Genomic DNA, 22,668 nt, shown 5'->3' on the forward strand with positions numbered 1-22,668 from the left:
GAGATAGGAGCAATCTTAAGAGAATTGTGTAGTTGGAAAGAAGTAAATATAATAGAAGCCGAAGTCTGCCCAGACCATGTGCATATGCTCTTAGAGATACCACCCAAATTAAGCGTCTCAAGCTTTAAGGGATTTTTAAAAGGAAAAAGTAGCATCATGATTTACGAACGATGGGGAAGCTTAAAATATAAATATAGAGGGCGACAATTTTGGTGTTGAGGATATTATGTAGATACAGCCGGTAAAAACACAAAAGCAATCCAAGAATATATAAAAAGTCAACTTAAAGAAGATGAATTAAGTGGACAAGTAACAATGGACAACTTAGACCCCTTTAAGGGGTAGCAAGTAAAAATTGCGTGTGGTAAACCACAGGCGCCCTTGAGACGTAGCTAGTAAAAAAGGCCCTTTGGGCCGCAAGAGAAAAACCACCGACTACGCCGGTGGATTCTTATTGCAAGGGGGGAACATGTTGATATGGGGGAATCATGGTTATTGTTTTTGTTCTATATATTATATCTTCTGATTATCAATAAGGGCCGGACAAGCCGGCCCCTACAATTGTTTTTATTCATCCAAACCATACAAAAAACCAGTCGGTTTTCCCGACTGGCTATTTTTATTGTTCCACTTCTTGGCAGAGGGTTTTAATTAAATCATCGACTTTAATGGGGCAGGAAACTTTATGGGTGCCAGGCTTGAATTGGCCTTGGACTCCCAGGGCCTTGACTCTTTGGACGAAGGCGGGTTTACTGGCAATGAGGTCTTGGGCCAAAAGGATGTCGGCCACTTGTTCATTGGTGACATTACTGGGTAGGGTTACGCTGATATCTTGTAGGCTAGCCAGCTTGTCCTTGGTTAAGATATGGATCATTTCCTTGACGGTGGCATCTTGGGGGATGGTAAAATCTCCAGGGACGAAGTAGTTATAGACGCCCATTTCTGTAGCGACTTGGATGAAACTGGCCTTGTCTTTAATGATGCCTTGAGCCAAGAGGGTGTCGGCAACGGTTTTTACATTGACATCGCCTTCCAGGCTAATTTCTTTCCCCTTGGGGGCTTCAATTTCTTCTTCTACTATGTCAGGAGTGGCGGCCTTGGATAGGTGGGCCCGGCTGGTGAGGTTTCCGATTCCCAGGTAGACAATGCCTAAGAAGATGGATAGGATCAGGAGGGTAATCAGGATCCGGCCTATGTGGACCAGGGCCTGGGACATCCATTGACTAAATTTCATAATATTCCTCTTTTCTATATTTTGTCTGTTATAATAATTAATTATAGGTCTATTATAACAAAAAATTCACTAAGGGGAAACAATGAAGGAATTTAGGATTGATCGAAATGATGCCGACCAAAGGTTGGACCGCTACCTGGCTAAACTTTTGCCGGGAGCAGGCAAGGGGCTTTTACAAAAGTCCCTACGAAAAAAGAATATTACAGTGAATGGGAAAAAGGCCTCTCCCCAGGATATGGTCCAAGAAGGGGACTTGGTTAAGGTTTTTTTCTCTGATGAAACTTTGGATAAGTTTATGAGGGATAGAAAAAAATTTGTAGGCCAAGGGGTCAAGGTCTTGTATGAAGATGACAATTTGATCTTGCTGGACAAGCCCCTAGGCCGGTTGACCCATTCTTCCAAGGATTGCCGGGAGGGTAATATGGTGGATGACCTGGTGGCTTATTTGATCCAAAAGGGGGACTACAACCCCAGGCTGGAAAGGACCTTTACTCCGGCTTTTTGTAACCGGCTGGACCGGAATACTTCGGGGATTTTAATTGGGGCCAAAAATGCCCAGGCCTTGAGACTTTTGAACCAGGCCATGCAGGACAGGGAGATTGAAAAACACTACTATGCCCTGGTTCGGGGGACCTTTAAGGACCAAACCCGGGTGACCAAGTCTGGAAGGAAGATCCAGGAAAAAAATAAGATGGTGGCTGGGGATGACTTGGCCATGGAGACGATTTTTAGTCCGGTGATTTCCGGGGACTATTCCTTGGTGGATGCCAACCTCTTGACGGGCAAGACCCATCAAATCCGCTACCACCTCCAAAGTTTGGGCTTCCCCATCTTGGGGGACAAGAAGTACGGGGACGGGGGCCAGGGTCAATGGCTCCATAACTACCAGGTCATCTTCCACACCAAGGGAGATCTGGCTTATTTAAAGGACCGGGTTTTTACCAGCCCTATTCCAGAAAAATTGGACCGGATTGCCCGGGACTATCTGGGTCAAGACTACAAGGAAAAATTATAAGATTAGAAAAAGTTTGCAAAAGTGGACTTTTTCCCTTATAATAATACCCAGAGGGGGTGTAGGTATTGAAAGAAAAATTTATTGTAACAGGCATGACCTGCTCAGCCTGTCAAAATGCAGTGGAAAAAAGTGTCCAGGCCCTGGAGGGGGTTGAATCGGTTTCGGTCAACCTTCTGACAGGGGACATGCTGGTGGAGAGCCAAGGGGATCTAAGACAAGAGGTGGTCCGGGCTGTCCAATCAGCAGGCTATGGGGTAAGGGACCAAGAAGGGGAAGGAGCTAGTCCGACGAAAGAAGACCCAGCAGCAGACTTAAAGAGGTCTTTTCTCTCTTCTTTGATTTTTTTAATTCCCTTATTCTATATAGCCATGGGACCCATGATGGGGCTGCCGACTTTTCCTTTTTTCCAAGGAATGAAAAACAGTTTGATTTTGGCCCTGAGTCAATGTCTTTTGACTTTGCCGATTTTAATCCTCAACCGGAGGTATTTTATTTCAGGCTTTAAGGCTTTGGCCCACAGACGACCCACTATGGATTCTCTAGTGGCTGTGGGATCTGGGGCGGCCTTTTTATATGGACTTTTTGTCATCTACCAATTGGCCTATGGTTTTTCCTACCAGGATATGGACAGGATCGCCCGCTACCACCACGACCTTTATTTCGAATCGGCGGGGATGATTTTAACCTTGATAACCATGGGTAAGTGGTTGGAAGCCCGGGCCAAGTCCAAGACTACCGGGGCCATTGACCAGCTCATGGACTTAACGCCAGACCTGGCTACGGTTCGACGGGATGGCGTGGAAGAAACCATTCCCCTGGACCAGGTCAGGTTGGGGGACTTGGTTTTAATCAAGCCTGGCCAATCTATCCCTGTAGACGGGGTGATTGTTAAGGGTCAGACCACGGTGGACCAATCTTCCCTAACGGGAGAAAGTCTCCCAGTGGACAAGGGGGTCAAAGACCAAGTTTTGGCCGCTACCATCAACCTGGAGAGCTATATTGAAGTCCAGGTGGACCGGGTAGGGGAAGAAACCACCATCAATAAGATTATTGCCCTGGTAAAGGATGCCAATGCTAGTAAGGCTCCTATTGCCAAGTTGGCGGACCAGATTTCTTCGATTTTTGTGCCGGCTGTTATGGCCATTAGCCTGCTGACTTTTCTAGTTTGGATGCTTTTGGGCTATGGCTTGGAATTTGCCCTGGGCAAGATGATTGCCGTTTTGGTCATCTCCTGTCCCTGTGCCTTGGGCCTGGCTACGCCTGTGGCCATTATGGTGGGAACAGGTATGGGGGCCAAGAAGGGAATCTTGTTTAAAAACGCTGAGGCCCTGGAGGAACTCCACAAGGTCAAGGAAGTTTTTTTAGACAAGACCGGAACCATTACCCAGGGTCAACCCCAGGTAGTGGATTGGATTGACTATGGGGGCTTGGACCAGGAGAAGGAAAGGATTGCTCTTTTAGAGGGCCAGTCGGAACACCCCCTGGCCAAGGCCCTGGTGGACTATTTGCCTGAAGTCCAGGGAGAAAAAGAAGATTTTGACTTTCAAAACATCCTGGGCCAAGGTCTGGTGGGGGATTTTGCCTCTGGCCAGCTCCTTTTAGGAAATAAAAAGCTAATGGATGCTTTTTCCATAGAAATTCAGGACCTGGATGACCTGGAAGGTCGATCTAAAGAGGGGAAAACTCTCTTGTATGTGGCCAAGGAAGGGAAGTTTCTTGGAGCAGTGGCCCTAGCTGACCAGATCAAGGAAGGGTCCAAGGAGGCCATTGACCAATTAAGGGCCCGAGGCTTGAAAACTGTCATGTTAACGGGAGACCATGCCCTGACAGCCCAAGCCATTGCCAAGGACCTGGCCCTGGATGAAATTGTAGCCGGGATCTTCCCGGACCAAAAGGAAGGCCAGGTTCGCCAAGGACAAAAATCTGGCAAGGTGGCCATGGTGGGAGATGGAATCAATGATGCTCCGGCCTTGGCTCGGGCAGAAGTTGGAGTGGCCATTGGGGCTGGAACAGATATTGCCATTGACTCGGCCGATGTGGTTTTAATGCATTCTGACCTGGGAGACTTTGTCTATGCCTGGGACCTGAGTGCCGCTACGGTGAAAAATATCAAGGAAAATTTATTCTGGGCCTTTTTCTACAATGTCATTGGGATTCCCATTGCTGCGGGAGTCTTTTACCCCAGCTTTTCCCTGAGTTTAAGCCCCATGATTGCGGCCTTTGCCATGAGTATGTCCAGTCTTTTTGTGGTGACCAATGCCCTGAGACTCAATGCCTTTAAGGCCAAGACCCTGCCAGTGGACCAAGAGTCCAAGAAAGAAAGTATTGTTCGAGAAAGTTTTGATGAAAAAATAGAAAGGAAGGATTCTATGAATCAAATTGTATTAAAGGTTGAAGGAATGACTTGTGGCCATTGCAAAAAGAGAGTAGAAGAGGCTTTGGAAGCTCTTGAAGGAGTCAAGGGGGAAGTGTCCTTGGAAGAAAAACAAGTAACTATTTCCTATCCAGATGAAGTTTCCATCAAGGACCTAAAGGATGCCATCCAAGCAGCTGGCTATGAAGTGGTTTCATGAAAAGTGATCCCATCCAGGCCAGTCGCCTGATTAAAACTGCTCGGGGCCAGCTAGACGGTCTTTTAAAGATGATTGAAGAGGACCGCTACTGTATTGACATTGCCCACCAAATTTCAGCAACCCAAAGTATTTTGAACCGGGTCAAGGTGGACCTATTAACGGCCCACATTGACCATTGTGTCAAGGAGTCCATCCAGGTCCAGGACCAAGAGGACCTGGATGTCAAGTTGAAGGAAATCAAGACCATTATTAAACAATTGGCCAAGAATTAGTCTTTGGTCAAGTATTTCTTGACCTGGAGACAAATAAAGAGTAAAGTTAAGATAAGAAGAAAGAGCCTACGGGCTCTTTTGGTTTAGATGGAGGGAAAAATGGCTTTTAAATACGAATTGTTAGAATCCTTAGGTGTCCTATCGGAGTCAGCCAGTGGCTGGACCAAGGAGTTAAATATTGTTTCTTACAATGACCAAGAAGGCAAGTATGACTTAAGACAATGGGCCCCAGACCATGAAAAAATGGCCAAGGGGATTACCCTATCCAAGGAGGAAGTTCGCGCCTTGAGAGACTTGCTCAACTCCTTAGACCTTGATTAGGAGGACCCATGGATCGATTTAAAAAATTTATCAGAAGTCGCTATGGCATGGACTCTTTAAACAAATTTCTTATCTTGGCTTCTCTAGTCATATCCATCTTACAGGGATTGGCAGCAAGTTACGACAAGGTCAAGCTGGCTGGATTTTTATCTACCTTTGCCATTGCTTTTTTTGTCTTTTTTGTCTACAGGGCCCTGTCAGGGAATGTGGCCTTGAGAAGGCTGGAAAATGAAAAGTTTCGTAAGATGTCCTTGCCTCTTAGAAAAAATTTAAGGAAAAAACAAAAGGATAAGAATTATGCCTATTTTACCTGTCCAAATTGCCATAAATCCTTGCGTGCACCTAAGAATTTAGGTAAGATAAGAGTAACGTGTAAGTCTTGTCATGAGGAGTTTGAGGTTCGAACCTAGGTCTTTCTTGTTGTTAAAATGGGCTTATGGTATAATTAGTTAGTTAATATGCAAAATGGAGGATGAAAATGGATAAAAGTTACGAAAAGGAAAATAATACGGTACGGTTTAGCTTGTACCTACCAGCAGAAGAAGTAAAAAAAGCAGAAGATGCAGTTTACAAAAAGAATAAACAATATTTTAATATTCCAGGTTTTCGGAAGGGAAAGGCTCCCAAAAAATTAATCGAAAACATGTATGGCAAGGACTTCTTTGTAGAAGATGCCATTAATGAAGTGCTTCCAAAGGTCTATGAAGAAAAGATTGAAGAATTAGAGCTTGATGTTATTGACCAACCAAAAGTTACGATTGATGAATACAATGCTGGTCAAGACGTGGAAGTAAAAATTGAAGTTGAAGTAAGCCCTGATGTAGAAATTGGCGACTATAAAAAGTTAGAAATTGAAAAGGTCTCTGAAGAAGTAACTGAAGACCAAATCAATACTCGTTTAGAACAAGAACGTCAAAAGAATGCAAGACGGGTCAACATTGATGACCGGAAGGCAGAAGACGGAGATATTGTATCTATCGACTATATCGGTCGTGTAGACGGGGAAGAATTTGAAGGCGGATCTGCCCAAGACCAAGAATTAGAATTAGGATCTGGTACCTTTATTCCAGGATTTGAAGAACAAATTATGGGAAAAGAAATTGGCGAAACTTTTGATGTCAATGTAACCTTCCCTGAAAAATACCAAGCCAAGGAACTAGAAGGCAAGGATGCTGTGTTTGAAGTAACCCTAAAGGCTATTTCCAAGGAAGAACTTCCTGAAATCAACGATGACTTCATCATGGACATCAGTGAATTTGACACAGTAGATGAATATAAAAACCACATTAAGGAACACCTGGCAGAATCCAACAAGTCCTATGCTCGTCAAAAACGAGAAGAAGAATTGATGGAAGAATTGGTAAAAATTACCAAGGTTGACCTACCCCAAGTTATGGTGGAAAGAGTCATTGATGACCGGGTAGCCAGCTATTCACAAAACTTCCAACAACAAGGTATCTCCATGGACCAATACCTGGCCATGCTCAACACCAATATGGAAGACTTTAGAGATTCTTTAAAAGAAGATGCAGAAAAAGTAGTCATTACCCGTCTAGCCATGGATGAAATTGTCCGCCAAGAAGGCTTTGAAGTGACTGAAGAAGAAATCAAACAAGAAGCTCAAGAAATTGCAGACAAGTATTTCGGCGAAGACGAAAAACAAAAAGAAGAAATGGTTAAATTTATGCTCAACAGCAATGATGACCGGATGAAGCAAGACTTAACCTACCGTAAGGCAGTAGACTTCTTGCTTGAACATGCAAAAGAAGTAGAAAAGAAAGAAGACGACAAAGAAGAAGCAGATGACCAAGAATAAGGTGGTTTGCGGATTCTTTGCAGATCATAGATGAGGTGATAAATTTGGCATTAGTACCAATGGTTGTAGAACAAACAAATCGTGGAGAAAGGTCTTATGACATTTATTCAAGACTTTTGAAGGAAAGAATTATCTTCTTAAGTGGAGAAGTCAATGATGTCATGGCCGATTTAATCGTGGCACAACTGTTATTTTTAGAATCAGAAGATCCCGACAAGGACATTCAAATTTATATCAACAGTCCTGGAGGATCTGTCAGTGCAGGTTTTGCTATTTATGACACCATGCAATATATCAAGCCCGATGTCTCCACAATTTGTATCGGAATGGCAGCTTCCATGGGGGCCTTTTTATTGGCAGCAGGGACCATCGGCAAGAGATATGCCCTGCCAAATGCGGACATTATGATTCACCAACCTCTTGGAGGAGCCCAAGGTCAAGCCTCGGATATTAAAATCCATGCGGAAAAAATCTTAAAGACCAGGGAACGACTAAATAGGATCCTGTCAGACCGGACAGGAAAGTCCTATGAACAAATTGACTTGGATACAGACCGTGACTTCTATATGACTGCCGATGAAGCTGTAGATTATGGCCTAATCGACAAGGTCGTTAGTTCACGGGTTTGAGGTGTCTAGATGTCAGATGAAAATATGAAGGACCAGGAAAGAACAAAAGAAGCTTTTTGTTCTTTTTGTGGTAAAAGCAATAAAGAAGTTGACCAATTATTTGCCGGAGACGGGGTCAATATTTGTAATGAATGTGTAGAAGTTTGCCAAGAACTCATGGACAACCACCTGGAGGACTTGGACCAAGAAGAGGGAGTGACTTCTTTTTCTGAAGTCCAAGACCTTCCAACCCCCAAGGCCATTAAGAAGATCTTAGACGAATATGTCATCCAACAAGAAAGGGCTAAAAAATCTCTAGCTGTAGCCGTTTACAATCATTTTAAACGGATGACAGCAGAGGTAGGGGATGTGGAATTGCAAAAGAGTAACATCCTCATGATTGGGCCCACAGGATCTGGTAAGACCTTACTGGCCCAAACTCTGGCCAAGATTTTAGATGTTCCCTTTGCTATTGCTGATGCAACCAGTTTGACAGAAGCCGGCTATGTAGGGGAAGATGTTGAAAATATTGTCCTAAAGCTAATCCAAGCGGCAGACTATGATATTGAAAAGGCTGAACATGGGATTATCTATATTGATGAAATTGATAAGATTGCCCGGAAGTCTGAAAATGTGTCCATTACCCGAGATGTCAGTGGGGAAGGGGTCCAACAGGCCCTCTTAAAGATTATAGAGGGAACTGTGGCCAATGTACCGCCTCAAGGTGGTCGTAAGCACCCCAACCAAGAATTTATTGAGGTGGACACCACCAATATCTTGTTTATCCTGGGAGGGTCTTTTGACTCTCTTGAAAAGATCATTGAGTCCAGGATGGGTAAAAGTGGCATTGGTTTTGGATCGGATATTAAAAAGTCTGACAAGAACCTGGGCGAACTTTTAGCCAAGGTTCAAACAGAAGACCTGGTTAAATATGGCTTAATTCCTGAATTTATAGGCCGGCTTCCTGTGGTAGTGACCCTGGAAGAATTAGACGAAAAGGCCCTAATGGACATCTTGGTAAAACCCAAGAATGCCCTGGTTAAGCAATATCAAAAGCTCATTGAAATGGACGATGTGGACTTGGAATTTTCCCAAGACGCCCTAGAGGAAATTGCCCGTTTGGCCATTCAAAAGAAATCAGGAGCCCGGGGACTTCGGGGAATTATTGAAGAATCCATGATGGACTTGATGTACGAGCTTCCCTCGGAAGAAGACGTGGAAAAAGTCATTATCACCAAGGAAAGTATCTTAGGACAAGACAAGCCTAAAAAAATATATAAAGAAAAATAAGATTTAGGAGAGTGTATGGAAAAAGAAAAGTTAGGGGCAGACCTGGACCAGGAAATGGAAAGGCTGCCAATCATCGCCCTAAGAGGGCAGGTTATTTTTCCAAAAACAATATCTAATTTTGATGCAGGGCGACCCATGAGCATCAAGGCAGTGGAAGAAGCCCAAAAGAAAGATGGTAAAGTTTTTCTCCTAGCCCAAAGACAAATTGATATAGAGCACCCCAACCAGGAAGACCTATATGAAATAGGGACCCTTGCCCGAATTAAGCAGGTAATCAAGCTGCCGGGAGGGCTTTTAAGGGTCCTGGTAGAGGGTGAGGAAAGAGGCCAATTAATGGAATTAGAAGAATCGAATCCCTTAAGTGGCCTTATTAAAACTTTACCGGTAAAGGGGATTTCAGACCCCTTGAAAAAAGAAGCCTATCAAAGGTTAATTGAAGAAGACCTAAACCAATATATAACTTTAAGTCCAAGACTCCTTGCAGGGATTTTGGACCCCTCTCTGATTTTGGGGAACCTGGATGATTTCGTCGAGATGGCAGCCAGCTACCTGGACTTGTCCACAGAGGACAATATGACCCTCTTGGTGGAACAGGACCTGGAAAAGAAGTTACAGGCCTTTCATAAAATTCTGGTTAAGGAAATTCAATTGGCCAAGATCCAACAATCCATTGACTACCAAGTCAAGGAAAATATGGACAAGGTCCAAAGAGAATACTTTTTAAACGAGCAAATTAAGGTTATCCGGAAGGAACTCAATGGGGACGAAGATGGAGGAGACCTGGTTGATGAATATAGGACCAGGCTCAAGGAAAAGGACCTGCCCCAAGAAGTAAGGGACAAGGGCCTTAAGGAATTGAAAAAGCTCCAACAAATTAACCCAGCTTCTCCGGAATATACAGTACTTTTAAATTACCTGGATTGGATTTTAGACCTGCCCTGGCAGGAAACAAGCCAAGACAATACAGACTTGACCCTGGCCCGGGAAATTTTAAACCAGGACCACTATGGCCTAAAGGACGTCAAGGAAAGAATTTTAGAATTTATCGCCTTGCAACTGGCTAATCCTTCAGCCAAGGGGCCCATCCTATGTCTGGTGGGACCACCTGGAGTGGGTAAGACCAGTATTGCATCAAGTATTGCCAGGGCCCTAAATAAAGAATACGTTCGGATGAGCCTAGGAGGCGTTCGGGATGAAGCCGCCATTCGGGGCCATCGCAGAACCTATGTAGGGGCCCTGCCGGGGCAAATCATCAGCTTGCTTAAAAAGGCTGGGACGGATAATCCTGTATTCTTATTGGATGAAATTGACAAGCTTTCTTCCAGCTACCAAGGAGACCCGGCTAGTGCCTTGCTGGAAGTTTTGGATCCGGAGCAAAACAATAGTTTTAGTGACCACTATCTAGAACTTCCCTTTGACCTATCCAAGGTATTTTTCATTACGACAGCCAATAGTGTGTCAACCATTCCGGGTCCCCTGAAAGACCGGATGGAGATCTTACACTTATCGGGTTATACTCCCTATGAGAAAAAAGAAATTGCCAAGAGATACCTGGTTCCCAAGCTCTTAAAGAATGCAGGCTTGGAGGAAAAATCCTTTAAGATAACCGACGCAGTGATTGACTCCTTAATTGAATTTTATACCAGGGAGGCAGGAGTCCGGGCCTTGGAAAAGGAACTGGCAAAGATTATTCGCCGGGGTCTTTTAAAGATGAATGAAGAGGGGCTGGAAAAAATTTCTGTAAGCCAGAGGAACTTAAGTGACTTTGCTGGACAAAAGAAGTTTCTTAAGAACCCACTCTCTCAAAAGAATGAAGTGGGCTTGGTTACAGGTCTTGCTTGGACCCCAGTAGGGGGAGTGACCCTGGATGTGGAAGTAACCATTAGTCAGGGCAAGGGCAAGGTTCTCTTAACCGGAAAGCTGGGGGATGTCATGAAGGAATCAGCCATGACGGCCTTGACCTATCTCATGACCAGCTTGGACCAAGACCTTAAGGACTTCCGCTACAGCCATGATTTTCACATCCACGTACCAGAAGGGGCCGTTCCCAAGGATGGACCTTCTGCAGGAGTGACTATTACTACGGCTCTATACTCGGCGATTTTAAACAAGCCCGTCTACCGGGATATTGCCATGACAGGAGAAGTGACCCTAAGAGGGCAAGTCCTGGCCATTGGTGGCTTAAAGGAAAAACTTCTGGCCGCCCAAAGGGCAGGCATTAAGAGGGTCTTTATCCCCAAGGAAAATGAAAAAGACCTCTTAGAATTTGATGAAGAAGTCACCAAGCCTCTAGAAATTATTGGGGTTAAGAATGTTCGAGAAATTTTGGACCTAGCTGTGGAGGACGCCCATGAAAATAAATGATGCAAGCCTAGAGCAAATGGCTGTAGGTCCTAAACAGTATCCCAAAACCGACCTGAAAGAAATTGCCTTTGCAGGTCGGAGCAATGTTGGTAAGTCCAGTTTTATCAATGCCTTGACCCAGAGGAAGAAGCTGGCCTATACTTCTTCAAAACCCGGCAAGACCAGGACCATTAACTTTTATCGGATTGACAATTGTTTCCGCCTGGTAGACCTGCCGGGCTATGGATATGCCAAGGTATCCAAGGCCATGCGAGATGATTGGGCCCAGATGATTGAAGGCTACCTGGCCAACCGGTCCAATATCATTGAAATTATTCTTTTGGTGGATTCTAGGATTGAACCTACCAGCCAAGACCGGGAGATGTACCAATGGATCGTAGATAATGGTTTTTCTGGCATTGTCATTGCCACCAAGGCCGACAAGTTGTCCAAAAACCAATTAAACCGACAATTGAAAAAAATCCACACCAGCTTAGGATGTCCGGAAGAACAGGAAATCTTGCCCTTTAGTACAGAGGACCAGGACCTGATCCAAGAAACAGGGGAGATTTTAGAAGACCTTTTGGCCTTTTATGGTGTCATCTAGACCCAGCTTGTGGAAAAATAGAACCAATAAAAAAAGCAGCCAGACTTATAAGCCTGACTGCTTTAATTTTTTTATTCAACTGGTTCGAATTCGTCTTTGGAAGCTCCACATAGTGGGCATTCCCAATCTTCTGGAAGATTTTCGAATGCAGTACCTGGTTTAACACCGTTGTCTTCGTCACCTACTTGTGGGTCATAAATATAACCGCATGCTTGACATTCATATTTTTGCATGTTCATTTCTCCTTTCATCTGATGAAATACTTTCTATTGATATATTTATCATACCTAAAAGACAGGACTTTGTAAATAGCTTATTAAAAAATAGCAGATAATTTATTGAAATTAAGAGGAAAAGTTTAATTCTTGCTTTATTGGGTAGAATATAAAGGAAATTAGTTCTATATGTTCTAATAATACGATTGAATAGGGGTGAGGGGGATGAACTATATTTTCGCAGGTTCAGTCCCAAGTGACATCCATTGTGCCAAAGAGTTTGTAAACTTAGCAACTCGGTCACTTCATAGTTTAATTTATGATGAAGAGGTGTCTTTCGATATTAAATTAATCATACAAGAGCTGTTGATGAATGGTGTTGTTCACGGAAATGGACTCAACAGAGATAAGTATGTCTCCTTGGGGATTGATTATTCCAGTCATTGCCTTAGGATCCAGGTTCAAGATGAGGGACCTGGCATTGATGTGGAAGAAGACTGTGGGACAAATATGAAGTGTAATGGACGGGGCCTACAAATTGTCCGGGCCTTAAGTGATGGTGTCCAATTAAATGGAAATGAAATTATTGTTATAAAAACAATTTAAAAAATGTGGGCCAAATCTTTTTAACTTATCTAGGGGAGGTTTGGCTTTTTCTTGTAAAAGGCCTTAAGCAGGTCTTTCTCTTTCTTCCAAGGCCCTCAAGGCCTTTAAGGAAAGGAGGACAGCTCCCAAAGTCAAGAGGATGTGCCCCAGTCCACTGGTTACGGCTAGACAGGTCTTTACAAGAGGGGCTGGATCATAGGGGTCTACAAGCCCATGGAGGAAGAAGGAGGAAAAACTCAGGTAAATGCCAAAATTAAAAATTCTTACAAGCTTTCCCAAAGAGCCCTTGTCTAGACCCTTATCTCTAAGTAAGAGGTAAAAAATTGACAGGACTAAAAAGCCCAAAACAATCAGGTGGGTATGGAGTCGGGCAAAATAGAGACTAAGAGGATAAATCTTTCCCAACTCCCGATAGAGGGCTCCGGCGAAAATTCCCAAGAATAAATAGGCAACAGCAAAGTCCACCATGTCCTTTTCCACAAAGTCTTTTTTGATGTTTCTATAGAGCTTAATGACCACTAGGACATACATAATGGTTTTTGGCATCATGAGCATGCCAATAAGGGGGTAGGTATTTTTAAAAAGAACAACGGGAATGTAGAATAAGAAGCTAAAGAAAACATAAATGGCCAGGTGGCTAAAGGAAGACCGGTCCCTTTCTTTCCAAAGTAGGATAAAGTCTACCAGGCCCATAAGGACAAAGGGAATGTTTGAAATAAGGTCCATGGTCTGGGATTGTTTAAAAGATAAGAAGACGGTTACCACCCGGACTAAAAAGCATCCGTAAACCAGGATATTTAGAGACCGCCAATCTTTTTTTGTATGGTCCCCCTCTTTACGAATATAGATGTAGAGGAGGAGGTAAAAAACAGACATAGTCAGGGCTGAAATCCGGGTTCCAAAGAAAAGGGCTCCTTGGTTTAGGTCAAAGCCGTCTAGCATAGCATGGGAAATAATTCTTGGAATTAAGTGAAAGGAGTCTCCCAGGCCTAAAAGTAGGGTCATAGACCCCAAAAGTGGGCTGGACTTGTCCTTGATTAAGAGCATCCGGATGCCTATAAAGAGGACAAAACTAAGATAAAGGCTATCAAAAAACAATTCAAATGCTTGCATGAGAAAGACCTCCTAGTAACCATAAAATATATAAGTTGCAAGTGCTGGTAAATCGATTTTTATCATAATTTTCTGTAATACTTTCTTTGATCAGTTGATGGAAAACGGCCATGAGAAAGAGCATCCTCTGGTAGTCTTCTTCTTTTAAAGATTTTTTTAAAGAAGCCTTGCCATGGGAGATAAAGCTGCCTTCGAAAAGAAAAAACTTGGCCCGGTAGAGATTTTTTAAATTTTGCTCATAAAGTTGGTCCACCAGGTAGTCCCTGTAGGCATAGAGGGTTTCCTCCAAGTTCTGGTTATTTTTTTGAAGAAGCTGGATAAATTCATGGTGGATTTGGCCACTTGCTTTTTGTAAAACAGTAAAATAACAGTCTGCCAAGTCTTCAAAATATTGGTAAAAAGACCCTCGGGCAATACCGAGTTTTTTGACGATGGCAGAAACGTTGATATCTTCTAAGTCTGATTCTTCAAAAAACTCCTTTAAAAGGACATAAATTTGCCCTTGTTTTTCCTGGTCTAGGTGGTGAAAAGTAGATTTTGCCATAAAAGCCTCCTAAAAGTGACACTGTGTCATTACCCTTTAAGAGTAATACTTTTTAGGTCTTTTGTCAATTGAGAAAAAATTAAAAAAAATGGATAAAAGGCAAGAAAAGCCCTTATCCATGGGCCCCACACCTTTTTCTTTTGGGCAAGTTCTGCTATAATGGGTGAAGATATAAAAGAAAAGAGGAGTTCGATGACGAAAAATATACGAAATATAGCAATCGTAGCCCATGTTGACCATGGGAAAACAACCTTGGTAGATCAACTACTAAAACAATCAGGAGTCTTTCACCAACACCAACAAGTGCGTGAAAGAGTCATGGATAGCGGGGATATTGAACAAGAAAGAGGGATTACCATTCTTTCTAAAAATACAGCTGTCCACTACAAGGATACGAAGATTAATATTATAGATACACCTGGCCATGCCGATTTCGGTGGAGAAGTGGAACGGGTTTTAAAAATGGTGAGTGGGGTTGTTCTCTTGGTGGATGCCTATGAAGGCCCCATGCCCCAAACAAAGTTTGTCTTAAAGCAGGCTTTTGATTTAAAACTACCTGTTTTGGTCTGCATGAACAAGATTGACCGCCCCGAGGCTAGACCCAGTGAAGTAGAAGCGGAAATTTTGGACCTATTTATTGAACTAGGGGCAGATGACCATGCCTTGGATTTCCCCTTCATCTATGCATCGGCTAAAAATGGCTATGCAAGTTTGGATCCCCAAGACCGGGAAGGAAGTATGGAGCCCTTGTTTGAGGCCATCTTAAAATATATTCCTGGACCGGAAGACAAGGATGACGAGCCCTTAGCCCTTTTGATTTCCACCATTGACTACAATGACTATGTGGGACGAATTGGGATTGGTTGCATCAGCCAAGGGACCATCCATGCAAATGACCAGGCCTTGATTGTCAACCACCAAGATCCGGACAAAAAGGAAAAGGTGAAGATTGCAGGGATTTTTGAATTTGAAGGTTTGGAAAGAGTCCCGGCGGAAGTAGGGACAAGTGGAAACATTGTGGCTATTGCGGGAATTGAAGACATCTCCATAGGGGATACCATTACAGATCTTGAAAACCCCCAAGCCATTGCCTTTAATAAAATTTCTGAACCAACCATCAGCATGACCTTCCGGGTCAACGATTCTCCTTTTGCTGGCCAAGAAGGAAAGTTTGTCACATCTAGACAACTTCGGTCCAGGCTCTTTAAGGAACTGCAAACCGATGTCAGCTTGCGGGTAGAAGATGGAGATAGCACAGACTCCTTTAAGGTTTCTGGCCGGGGAGAACTCCACCTGTCTGTCCTAATTGAAAACATGCGCAGGGAGGGCTATGAATTTTCCGTATCCAAGCCCCAGGTCCTCTTTAAGGAAGTTGATGGAACTCGTTTTGAACCCATTGAGCTTGTAACCATTGATGTGGGACAAGAGTTTGTAGGAAGTGTCATTGAAAAGCTTGGCCGCCGAAAGGGAGAAATGATTTCCATGTCAGAACCCTCCGGAGGATATGCTCGTTTGACCTTTGAAATACCTGCCCGGGGTCTTATTGGTTACCGGCAAGAATTTATGACCGATACCAAGGGCAGTGGGATTTTAAACTCTGTCTTTAAGGACTATGAAAAATATAAGGGAGACATTCCAACCCGGAAAACTGGGTCCATTATTTCTTACGATACCGGGGTTTCCAGTGCCTATGGCTTAAACAATGCCCAAGAACGGGGTAGCTTATTCATCGGACCTGGTAAGGAAGTCTACGAAGGAATGGTTGTGGGGGAAAGTCCCAAGGGAATTGACCTGGAAGTCAGTGTTACCAAAACCAAAAAGCAAACTAATGTCCGGGCTTCTGGTAGTGATGATGCCTTGAAGCTATCTCCACCAGTCCTTATGTCCTTGGAACAAGCCATTGAATTTATTGAAGATGATGAAATGATTGAAGTGACACCTACGGACTTTAGAATCCGAAAAATGATTTTAGATACAGGTAGACGCTACAAGGCATCAAAAAGAAAATAAAATTAAGATAGGTAGGTGGCAATATGCTTTCCAGTTTTTTAACGGGGCCCTATGCGATAATTAAAGGCTATGCCTTAGCTTTTTCTAATTTATTTATTTTAAACTTGCTCCTAAGTGCAGCGATTATCTTCCTGGAAAGGAAGAAGCCTACATCCACCTTACTTTGGGTTATGACAGTGAACTTCCTACCGGTTTTTGGCTTTATCCTTTACCTACTTTTGGGACAAGACATGAGCCGGAGAAAGATTTTTACAGAAAAGCAATCTGTGGATGCCAATTTAAGAAGGCAGGCAAAAAGGCAACTCAGAAAGATTAAATGGGGGACCATGACCTACCACAATGAACGTATTGCCGACTATGAGGGCATGCTTCAAATGTTCATCCGGGGTGAAAGAGAAATGCTGACCCAGGATAATGATATAGATATTTTTACAGATGGGCCCGATAAGTTTAACCAACTGCTCAAGGACATCCGGGAGGCCAAAGAATGTATTTGCTTCCAATACTATATCTTTAAGTCCGACGAATTGGGAAGGCAAATCCAGGATCTTTTGATCCAAAAGGCCCAAGAAGGCGTGAAAATCTTTATGCTCATTGATGGCATGGGAGGACGAAACTTCCCCTTAAAAGACCGCCGTCGCTTGAGAGAGTATGGGATTAAGATTGCTATTTTCTTTCCGGGAATCTTACCCAGGCTCAACACCCATATGAACTATCGCAACCACCGAAAGATTGTGGTTATTGACTATGAGATTGGCTATGTAGGGGGCTTTAATGTTGGTGATGAGTACATCAACAAGGATCCCTCCTTTGGCTATTGGCGAGACACCCATTTTCGTATCATTGGACCGGCCGTGAGAGACCTCCAATGGCGGTTTTTCTTGGACTATCGCTTTGCTGGAGATGAAGATGATTTTGTTGGTTTTACCAAGCTCTCCTATCCAGTTAAGGGGGACAAAGAACTAGTTATTGTCTCTTCGGGACCAGATAGCCATGCCGATTCCATCCGAAACGGCTATGACCGGATGATTACTCGGGCCAAGCAGGACATCTACATCCAAACACCCTACTTTATTCCCGATGAAGGACTTTTTAACTCCTTGAAGATAGCCCTTATGGCAGGAAAGAACGTCCATATCATGATTCCGGAAAAAAGAGACCACCCCTTTGTTCATTGGGCCAGCCGGTCCTTTATTGGAGACCTTCTCCCCCTAGGAGCCGATGTCTACCTCTACCAGGATGGCTTTATCCATTCCAAGGTGGTCTTGATGGATGACTTTATTTCCTCTGTGGGAACAGCAAATTTTGATATTCGGTCCTTTATTCTCAACTTTGAAGTCAATGCCTTTGTCTTTGATGAAAACATCAATGGAGAACTTGTAAAAAAATTCTGGATGGACGTCTACCATTCCAAGCAATTGACCTTGGGAGACTATCAAAAACGATCCAATTGGACCAAGATTCGGGAAGACCTATCCCGACTTCTATCGCCTATATTATAAAAACAGCTCCTTATGGGGCTGTTTTTTTGTAATATAAAGAAGAGCACGAATGAACATAGAAAAGGTTCAGTAAATAATATATAGGGTGAAAATAGCGTTAAAATGTATTATACTAGATTACAGTGATAAATGATTTTTGTAGAAAATTTTAAGGAGAGACTATGGAGCAAGTAAATCAATGGCTCTGGGCCAAGAAATCTGATAAAAATGGAGAATTGCAATGGTTGCCCTTAAAAAATCATCTAGAAGATACACGGTGTGTCATGGCTTTACTTTGGGAGCATTGGCTTTCAGATGGAGTAAAAGAGTATTTGTCAAGGTCTATTGAGGGAAGTAATGATGATTCGCTGGAAGAGGCAAAAAAACTTTGTATGTTTTTGGGAGCAGCTCATGATCTTGGCAAGGCGACACCAATTTTTCAGGTGAAAAAATCTTTTCGTCCTCAAGATGACCTGGACTATTTCATGATTAGCCAACTGGAAAAAGCTGGATTTACAGGAATTGAAAAATTTGCTGCAAGCAAGAAGGAAAATATTTGGCATAATGAAAGTGGCCAATATTTACTGGGAAAGTATGGGGTGAATTTTTGTCTGGCAAATATTGTTGGGTCCCACCATGGGCGACCAATTTCTAGACACACAGCTGACCATAACAGCTCCTATACATCTAGCTACTACCAAGAAGAGGATCCAAGCAAGGAAATACATAAATATTGGGAGAAGACTCAGGAAGATATCATTCAGTGGGCCTTAAAAGAATCTGGATACCCAAGTCCTCAAGACCTTCCCTTGGTGTCCCAACCTGGACAGGCTCTTTTGGCAGGGCTACTGATTATGGCCGATTGGATAACTAGTAATGAAGCTTACTTCCCCCTGATTAATATCTACCAGGGAAGGGTGAGTCAAACGCGCCTACAAGATGGATTTACAAAATGGCAGTACAATAAAAGACAGGCTTGGCAACCCAGAGATTACTTTCAAGGAATCTACCATGAACGCTTTGATTTTATAGACTATCCCAAAGAAGAGCAAGAAAAAATTTCAAGAGCAATTGACTTAATTGAAAAACCGGGAATTGTTATTTTGGAAGCCCCTATGGGCATGGGGAAAACAGAAACGGCCTTGGTTGCCGTAGAACAATTAGCCAAAAAGACTGGTAGAACGGGGATGTTTTTTGCCCTTCCAACCCAAGCAACCTCTAATGGAATTTTTAGCCGAGTTAAAAAATGGCTTAGTCAAGCAGAAGATTCAAAATCAGTAAGGCTAATGCATGGTAAGGCAGCCTTAAACGAAGAATTTGCTAACCTGCCCAAGAGCAGTAATATTCATGAAGATGATGAAATCAGTGTGAATGAATGGTTTACTGGAAGAAAATTAAGAATTCTAGATGATTTTATTGTGGGGACAGTGGACCAAGTTTTATTGGCTGCCTTAAAACAAAAGCATTTAATGCTGAGACACCTGGGTCTAGCCAATAAGGTCTTGGTTATTGATGAAGTCCATGCATATGATGCGTATATGAATACCTATCTCTACCAAGCCTTAAAGTGGATGGGGGCTTATGGGGTTCCAGTAGTTATTTTGTCTGCAACCTTGCCAATACAAAAACGAAATGAGCTTTTAAAATCCTATATGGTAGGGGCTGGATATAAGTTCCGACACTTGGAAAAACCAAAAAATTTTCAATCCAATGAAGCCTACCCTCTTTTAACCTACCATGATGGGAAGCAAATCAAACAACTGGATGACTTCAATCAAGTAGCAGGAAAAAATTTCGAAATTATTAAGAAGAGTAAAGAGGAAAGTCAGGATTTAGTGGGATTGATTCAAGATTTAGGTTCAGATGGAGGAATTATTGGAGTTGTCGTAAATACTGTCAAGAAGGCTCAAAAATTTGCTAAAGATTGTATGGAAGCTTTTGGAGAAGAAAATGTAGACCTCTTACACTCTTCTTTTATAGCAACAGACCGATATGCCAAGGAAAAAAACTTATTGGACACAATCGGTAAAGAGGGGGATCGGCCAAAGTTTAAGGTGGTTATTGGAACCCAGGTTATTGAACAATCTCTTGATATTGATTTTGACCTGCTGGTTTCAGACCTAGCCCCCATGGACCTTATCTTGCAGCGGATGGGTCGTCTTCACAGGCATCTTCGCCAAGACCGTCCGGAAAAGCTAAAAGAGCCAAAAGTATATATTTTAAATTGTGGGGGCTTTGACTTTGATATGCCCAGCACCTATGTCTATGACCCCTATCTTCTTTTCAGAACAGAATATTTTTTAAAGGATCAAATTAACTTACCCAATGATATTTCTCATCTGGTTCAAGAGGTTTACGGGGACAAGGACTTGGAAATTCAAGGAGAAGACTATACTCGTTATTTAAATTATCAAGAAAAGAGTCTGACCAATAGAAAGAAAAAAGAACTTAAGGCAAAAGCCTATCGCATTGACAGTCCTAAAACCAATAAAATTTCTGAAGACAAAAACCTGTCAGAATGGATAGAAAATTCAAATAAGGAATCGGAAAAATCAGAGATAAAAGCTTATGCTCAGGTTCGGGACAGCCAAGATACAGTAGAAGTTATTGCTCTTAAAAAGGGAGAAAATGGGTATGAATTCTTTGACAAGAAGATGAAGTTGGATCCCAGGGACAACAAGATGGCTATGGAGATGGCAAAAAGAACCATCAGACTTCCAGCTGCCAGCTATTATGGCCATGGAGTGGACCAGTTAATCCAATTTCTAGAAGATTATTATCAAGAAAATTTGAGGGACTGGGACCAACAAGACTGGTTGAAGGGGTCTTTAGGCCTGGTTTTTGATGAAAACAATGAGTTCAAACTTTTTGATAAGATCTTAAAGTATGACAGAAAGTATGGGCTAACAATAGAAAAGGAGGAGGAAGATGAGTGACTTTAACCTAATTGATGAAGGCTGGATTTCAGTGGTTACAGACTACAAAGGGACAACAAGGCTTGTAGGATTAAAAGAATTTTTTGAAAACGCCCACAATTATATTGGCCTAGCTGGGGATATGCCTACGCAAGATTTTGCCCTTATGCGGTTTTTATTGGCCATTCTTCATACGGTATTTTCAAGGTATGATGCAAAAGGTGAGCCTTATGAGATGGTTGAACTTGACCAAAGGATGAGGCAGGTTGAAGAAGTCGACGATGAAGATGCAGAAGAATATGAAGATGCCTTGTTGGAAACCTGGCAAGACTTATGGAAGGCGGGAAAATTTCCTCAAATTGTTTGCGACTACCTAGAGGCTTGGCGAGACCGTTTTTATCTTTTTGATGACCAATATCCTTTTTATCAGTTAACAAAAGAACAGGTGACTCCTGATAAAATTAGCAAAACACAACCTAGTGAAATATTGGGGAAAAATATGAACCGGACGATTTCAGAAAGTGGAAATAAAGTAGCGATTTTTTCTCCAAGGTATGCATCTAGAGGAAATAAGGATCAATTGACTCTGCAAGAGGCTGTAAGATGGCTAATCACCTACCAATCATATACAGGATTATCTGATAAGGTTATTTTTGGAAAGGAAAAATATAAGTCATCAAAGGGTTGGCTTTTTGATCTGGGGGGTGTTTACTTATCTAGTAGTAATTTATACAAAACTTTGCTATTAAATCTCCAACTTATAAATTATTCCAATCCAGAATTTAATCAAACCATAGAAAAACCTTGTTGGGAATACAGTCCCTCAGAGCTTTTAGAAAAGTATCTGGCCTCAGAAACCTTGGATAATATTGCTGAGCTATATACAGCTTGGAGTCGAGGAATTTGTATTGATAAGGTGAATCCAGAGGAAGCTTTTTCTATGGACATTGTTAAAATACCAGAAATCAGGCATACAGATCAATTTTTGGAAGCAATGACTATTTGGAGATTTAATGATAGCGGGGAAAATAAGGGTAAATTTACTCCTAGAAAACATCAATTAAATAAAGCGATGTGGCGTTCTTTTGGATTGATTACAAAAAATGAAAGTATGGATGAGAGTAAGGACAAGATTCCCAAAAGAAAACCTGGAATTATTGACTGGTTAAACCATATAGAAGATTTCATTCAAGGGGAAAGGGTACAAGTCAATGCCATAAGCATGGAAGATGATGGAAATGCAACTTCTTGGGTTCCAACCAATGAGATTACTGATGAAATTCGTATGGAAGAGTCTGTTCTTAATGACACAAAAGACCTAGGCTGGGTTAACCGTATCAATGATGTTGTAGAGGAGACAAAAGAAGTTGTCGATAAAATTTATAGGGGGTTTATCAATGACATTAAAAAAATAAGAAACATTGAATCTAAAGACTTTACATCGAAGTATATTGAAGAAATGTATTACCAGTTAGATAAACCTTTTAGAGATTGGCTTGAAAATATTAACTACCAAGACAATAAAGATGAAAAGATACAGGAATGGTTAAAAACTTTAAAGAAGCTTGTAGTTTATGAGGCGGAAAAAATGCTTAAAAATTCTGGGACAAGAGACTATATTGGGATTACAGAAAAGGAATCTGTTAAAAACATCGCCACTGCCTTTAATCATTTTATGTTTAGGCTGAATAAAAAATTATAAGAG

19 protein-coding genes and 1 pseudogene are annotated in these 22,668 nt (G+C 42.3%); 16 read left to right on the forward strand and 4 right to left on the reverse strand.

Annotation, left to right across the window (positions count from 1 at the left end):
- A pseudogene (gene tnpA, locus CS898_RS05355) lies at window positions 1-345 on the forward strand (IS200/IS605 family transposase); the annotation flags it as partial.
- Between the two features lie 274 nt (window positions 346-619).
- Here the strand turns inward: tnpA and CS898_RS05360 are convergent.
- A complete protein-coding gene (locus CS898_RS05360) occupies window positions 620-1,234 on the reverse strand; it encodes an endolytic transglycosylase MltG (RefSeq protein WP_099208387.1) in 615 nt (204 codons plus the stop codon).
- Between the two features lie 82 nt (window positions 1,235-1,316).
- Between CS898_RS05360 and CS898_RS05365 the strand changes: the two genes are divergently transcribed.
- From CS898_RS05365 to yihA, 10 genes are all read left to right on the forward strand, one after another.
- Window positions 1,317-2,249: a pseudouridine synthase gene (locus CS898_RS05365; protein WP_099208388.1), complete on the forward strand. Its 933-nt coding sequence runs from the start codon at window positions 1,317-1,319 to the stop codon at window positions 2,247-2,249.
- A gap of 65 nt (window positions 2,250-2,314) precedes the next feature.
- Window positions 2,315-4,822, forward strand: a complete 2,508-nt coding sequence (locus CS898_RS05370; protein ID WP_099208389.1) for a heavy metal translocating P-type ATPase — start codon at window positions 2,315-2,317, stop codon at window positions 4,820-4,822.
- Window positions 4,819-5,094 (forward strand): metal-sensing transcriptional repressor, encoded by a 276-nt coding sequence (locus CS898_RS05375; protein WP_099208390.1) that lies wholly within the window; start codon window positions 4,819-4,821, stop codon window positions 5,092-5,094. Before CS898_RS05370 ends, CS898_RS05375 begins: the two co-directional genes overlap by 4 nt.
- A 99-nt stretch (window positions 5,095-5,193) precedes the next feature.
- Complete coding sequence (locus CS898_RS05380; RefSeq protein ID WP_099208391.1) at window positions 5,194-5,415, forward strand: YdbC family protein; 222 nt, start codon at window positions 5,194-5,196, stop codon at window positions 5,413-5,415.
- Window positions 5,416-5,423: 8 nt separating this feature from the next.
- The gene (locus CS898_RS05385; protein WP_099208392.1) at window positions 5,424-5,825 is read left to right on the forward strand and encodes a hypothetical protein; all 402 of its coding nucleotides are present in this window, start codon (window positions 5,424-5,426) and stop codon (window positions 5,823-5,825) included.
- Between the two features lie 68 nt (window positions 5,826-5,893).
- Window positions 5,894-7,231, forward strand: coding sequence for a trigger factor (gene tig, locus CS898_RS05390; protein ID WP_099208393.1), 1,338 nt, complete (start codon window positions 5,894-5,896; stop codon window positions 7,229-7,231).
- Window positions 7,232-7,275: 44 nt separating this feature from the next.
- Window positions 7,276-7,860, forward strand: a complete 585-nt coding sequence (gene clpP / locus CS898_RS05395; protein WP_009431515.1) for an ATP-dependent Clp endopeptidase proteolytic subunit ClpP — start codon at window positions 7,276-7,278, stop codon at window positions 7,858-7,860.
- Between the two features lie 9 nt (window positions 7,861-7,869).
- Complete coding sequence (gene clpX / locus CS898_RS05400; protein WP_099208394.1) at window positions 7,870-9,129, forward strand: ATP-dependent Clp protease ATP-binding subunit ClpX; 1,260 nt, start codon at window positions 7,870-7,872, stop codon at window positions 9,127-9,129.
- 15 nt (window positions 9,130-9,144) lie between these two features.
- The gene (gene lon, locus CS898_RS05405; RefSeq protein ID WP_099208395.1) at window positions 9,145-11,493 is read left to right on the forward strand and encodes an endopeptidase La; all 2,349 of its coding nucleotides are present in this window, start codon (window positions 9,145-9,147) and stop codon (window positions 11,491-11,493) included.
- Window positions 11,480-12,079, forward strand: coding sequence for a ribosome biogenesis GTP-binding protein YihA/YsxC (yihA, locus tag CS898_RS05410; RefSeq protein ID WP_009430725.1), 600 nt, complete (start codon window positions 11,480-11,482; stop codon window positions 12,077-12,079). The genes lon and yihA overlap by 14 nt, the downstream gene beginning before the upstream one ends.
- A 71-nt stretch (window positions 12,080-12,150) precedes the next feature.
- Here yihA and rd read toward each other — a convergent pair whose 3' ends face one another.
- Window positions 12,151-12,312 carry a rubredoxin gene (gene rd, locus CS898_RS05415; protein WP_009430350.1) on the reverse strand — a complete coding sequence of 54 codons (162 nt, stop codon included), beginning with the start codon at window positions 12,310-12,312 and terminating at the stop codon, window positions 12,151-12,153.
- Between the two features lie 207 nt (window positions 12,313-12,519).
- Between rd and CS898_RS05420 the strand changes: the two genes are divergently transcribed.
- Window positions 12,520-12,900: an ATP-binding protein gene (locus tag CS898_RS05420; RefSeq protein ID WP_039880833.1), complete on the forward strand. Its 381-nt coding sequence runs from the start codon at window positions 12,520-12,522 to the stop codon at window positions 12,898-12,900.
- Between the two features lie 63 nt (window positions 12,901-12,963).
- Here the strand turns inward: CS898_RS05420 and CS898_RS05425 are convergent, their stop codons facing one another.
- Together CS898_RS05425 and CS898_RS05430 are read right to left on the reverse strand one after the other, a co-directional pair.
- Entirely contained in the window at window positions 12,964-14,013 is a 1,050-nt protein-coding gene (locus CS898_RS05425) for a DUF2871 family protein (protein ID WP_009431594.1), read from the reverse strand.
- Window positions 14,000-14,557: a TetR/AcrR family transcriptional regulator gene (locus CS898_RS05430; protein WP_099208396.1), complete on the reverse strand. Its 558-nt coding sequence runs from the start codon at window positions 14,555-14,557 to the stop codon at window positions 14,000-14,002. The genes CS898_RS05425 and CS898_RS05430 overlap by 14 nt, the downstream gene beginning before the upstream one ends.
- 192 nt (window positions 14,558-14,749) lie before the next feature.
- Between CS898_RS05430 and typA the strand changes: the two genes are divergently transcribed.
- From typA to CS898_RS05450, 4 genes are all read left to right on the forward strand, one after another.
- On the forward strand, window positions 14,750-16,567 hold the full coding sequence (typA, locus tag CS898_RS05435) for a translational GTPase TypA (protein ID WP_009430355.1): 1,818 nt from the start codon (window positions 14,750-14,752) through the stop codon (window positions 16,565-16,567).
- A 23-nt stretch (window positions 16,568-16,590) separates the two neighbouring features.
- Window positions 16,591-18,069, forward strand: coding sequence for a cardiolipin synthase (cls, locus tag CS898_RS05440; RefSeq protein WP_009431350.1), 1,479 nt, complete (start codon window positions 16,591-16,593; stop codon window positions 18,067-18,069).
- A 161-nt stretch (window positions 18,070-18,230) separates the two neighbouring features.
- Complete coding sequence (locus CS898_RS05445) at window positions 18,231-20,984, forward strand: CRISPR-associated helicase/endonuclease Cas3 (protein WP_099208397.1); 2,754 nt, start codon at window positions 18,231-18,233, stop codon at window positions 20,982-20,984.
- Window positions 20,977-22,665: a type I-E CRISPR-associated protein Cse1/CasA gene (locus tag CS898_RS05450; protein WP_099208398.1), complete on the forward strand. Its 1,689-nt coding sequence runs from the start codon at window positions 20,977-20,979 to the stop codon at window positions 22,663-22,665. The genes CS898_RS05445 and CS898_RS05450 overlap by 8 nt, the downstream gene beginning before the upstream one ends.
- Window positions 22,666-22,668 lie beyond the last annotated feature (3 nt).

Origin of the sequence: Urinicoccus timonensis (genome assembly GCF_900232945.1) — a bacterium.
Classification (GTDB): Bacteria; Bacillota; Clostridia; order Tissierellales; family Peptoniphilaceae; genus Urinicoccus; species Urinicoccus timonensis.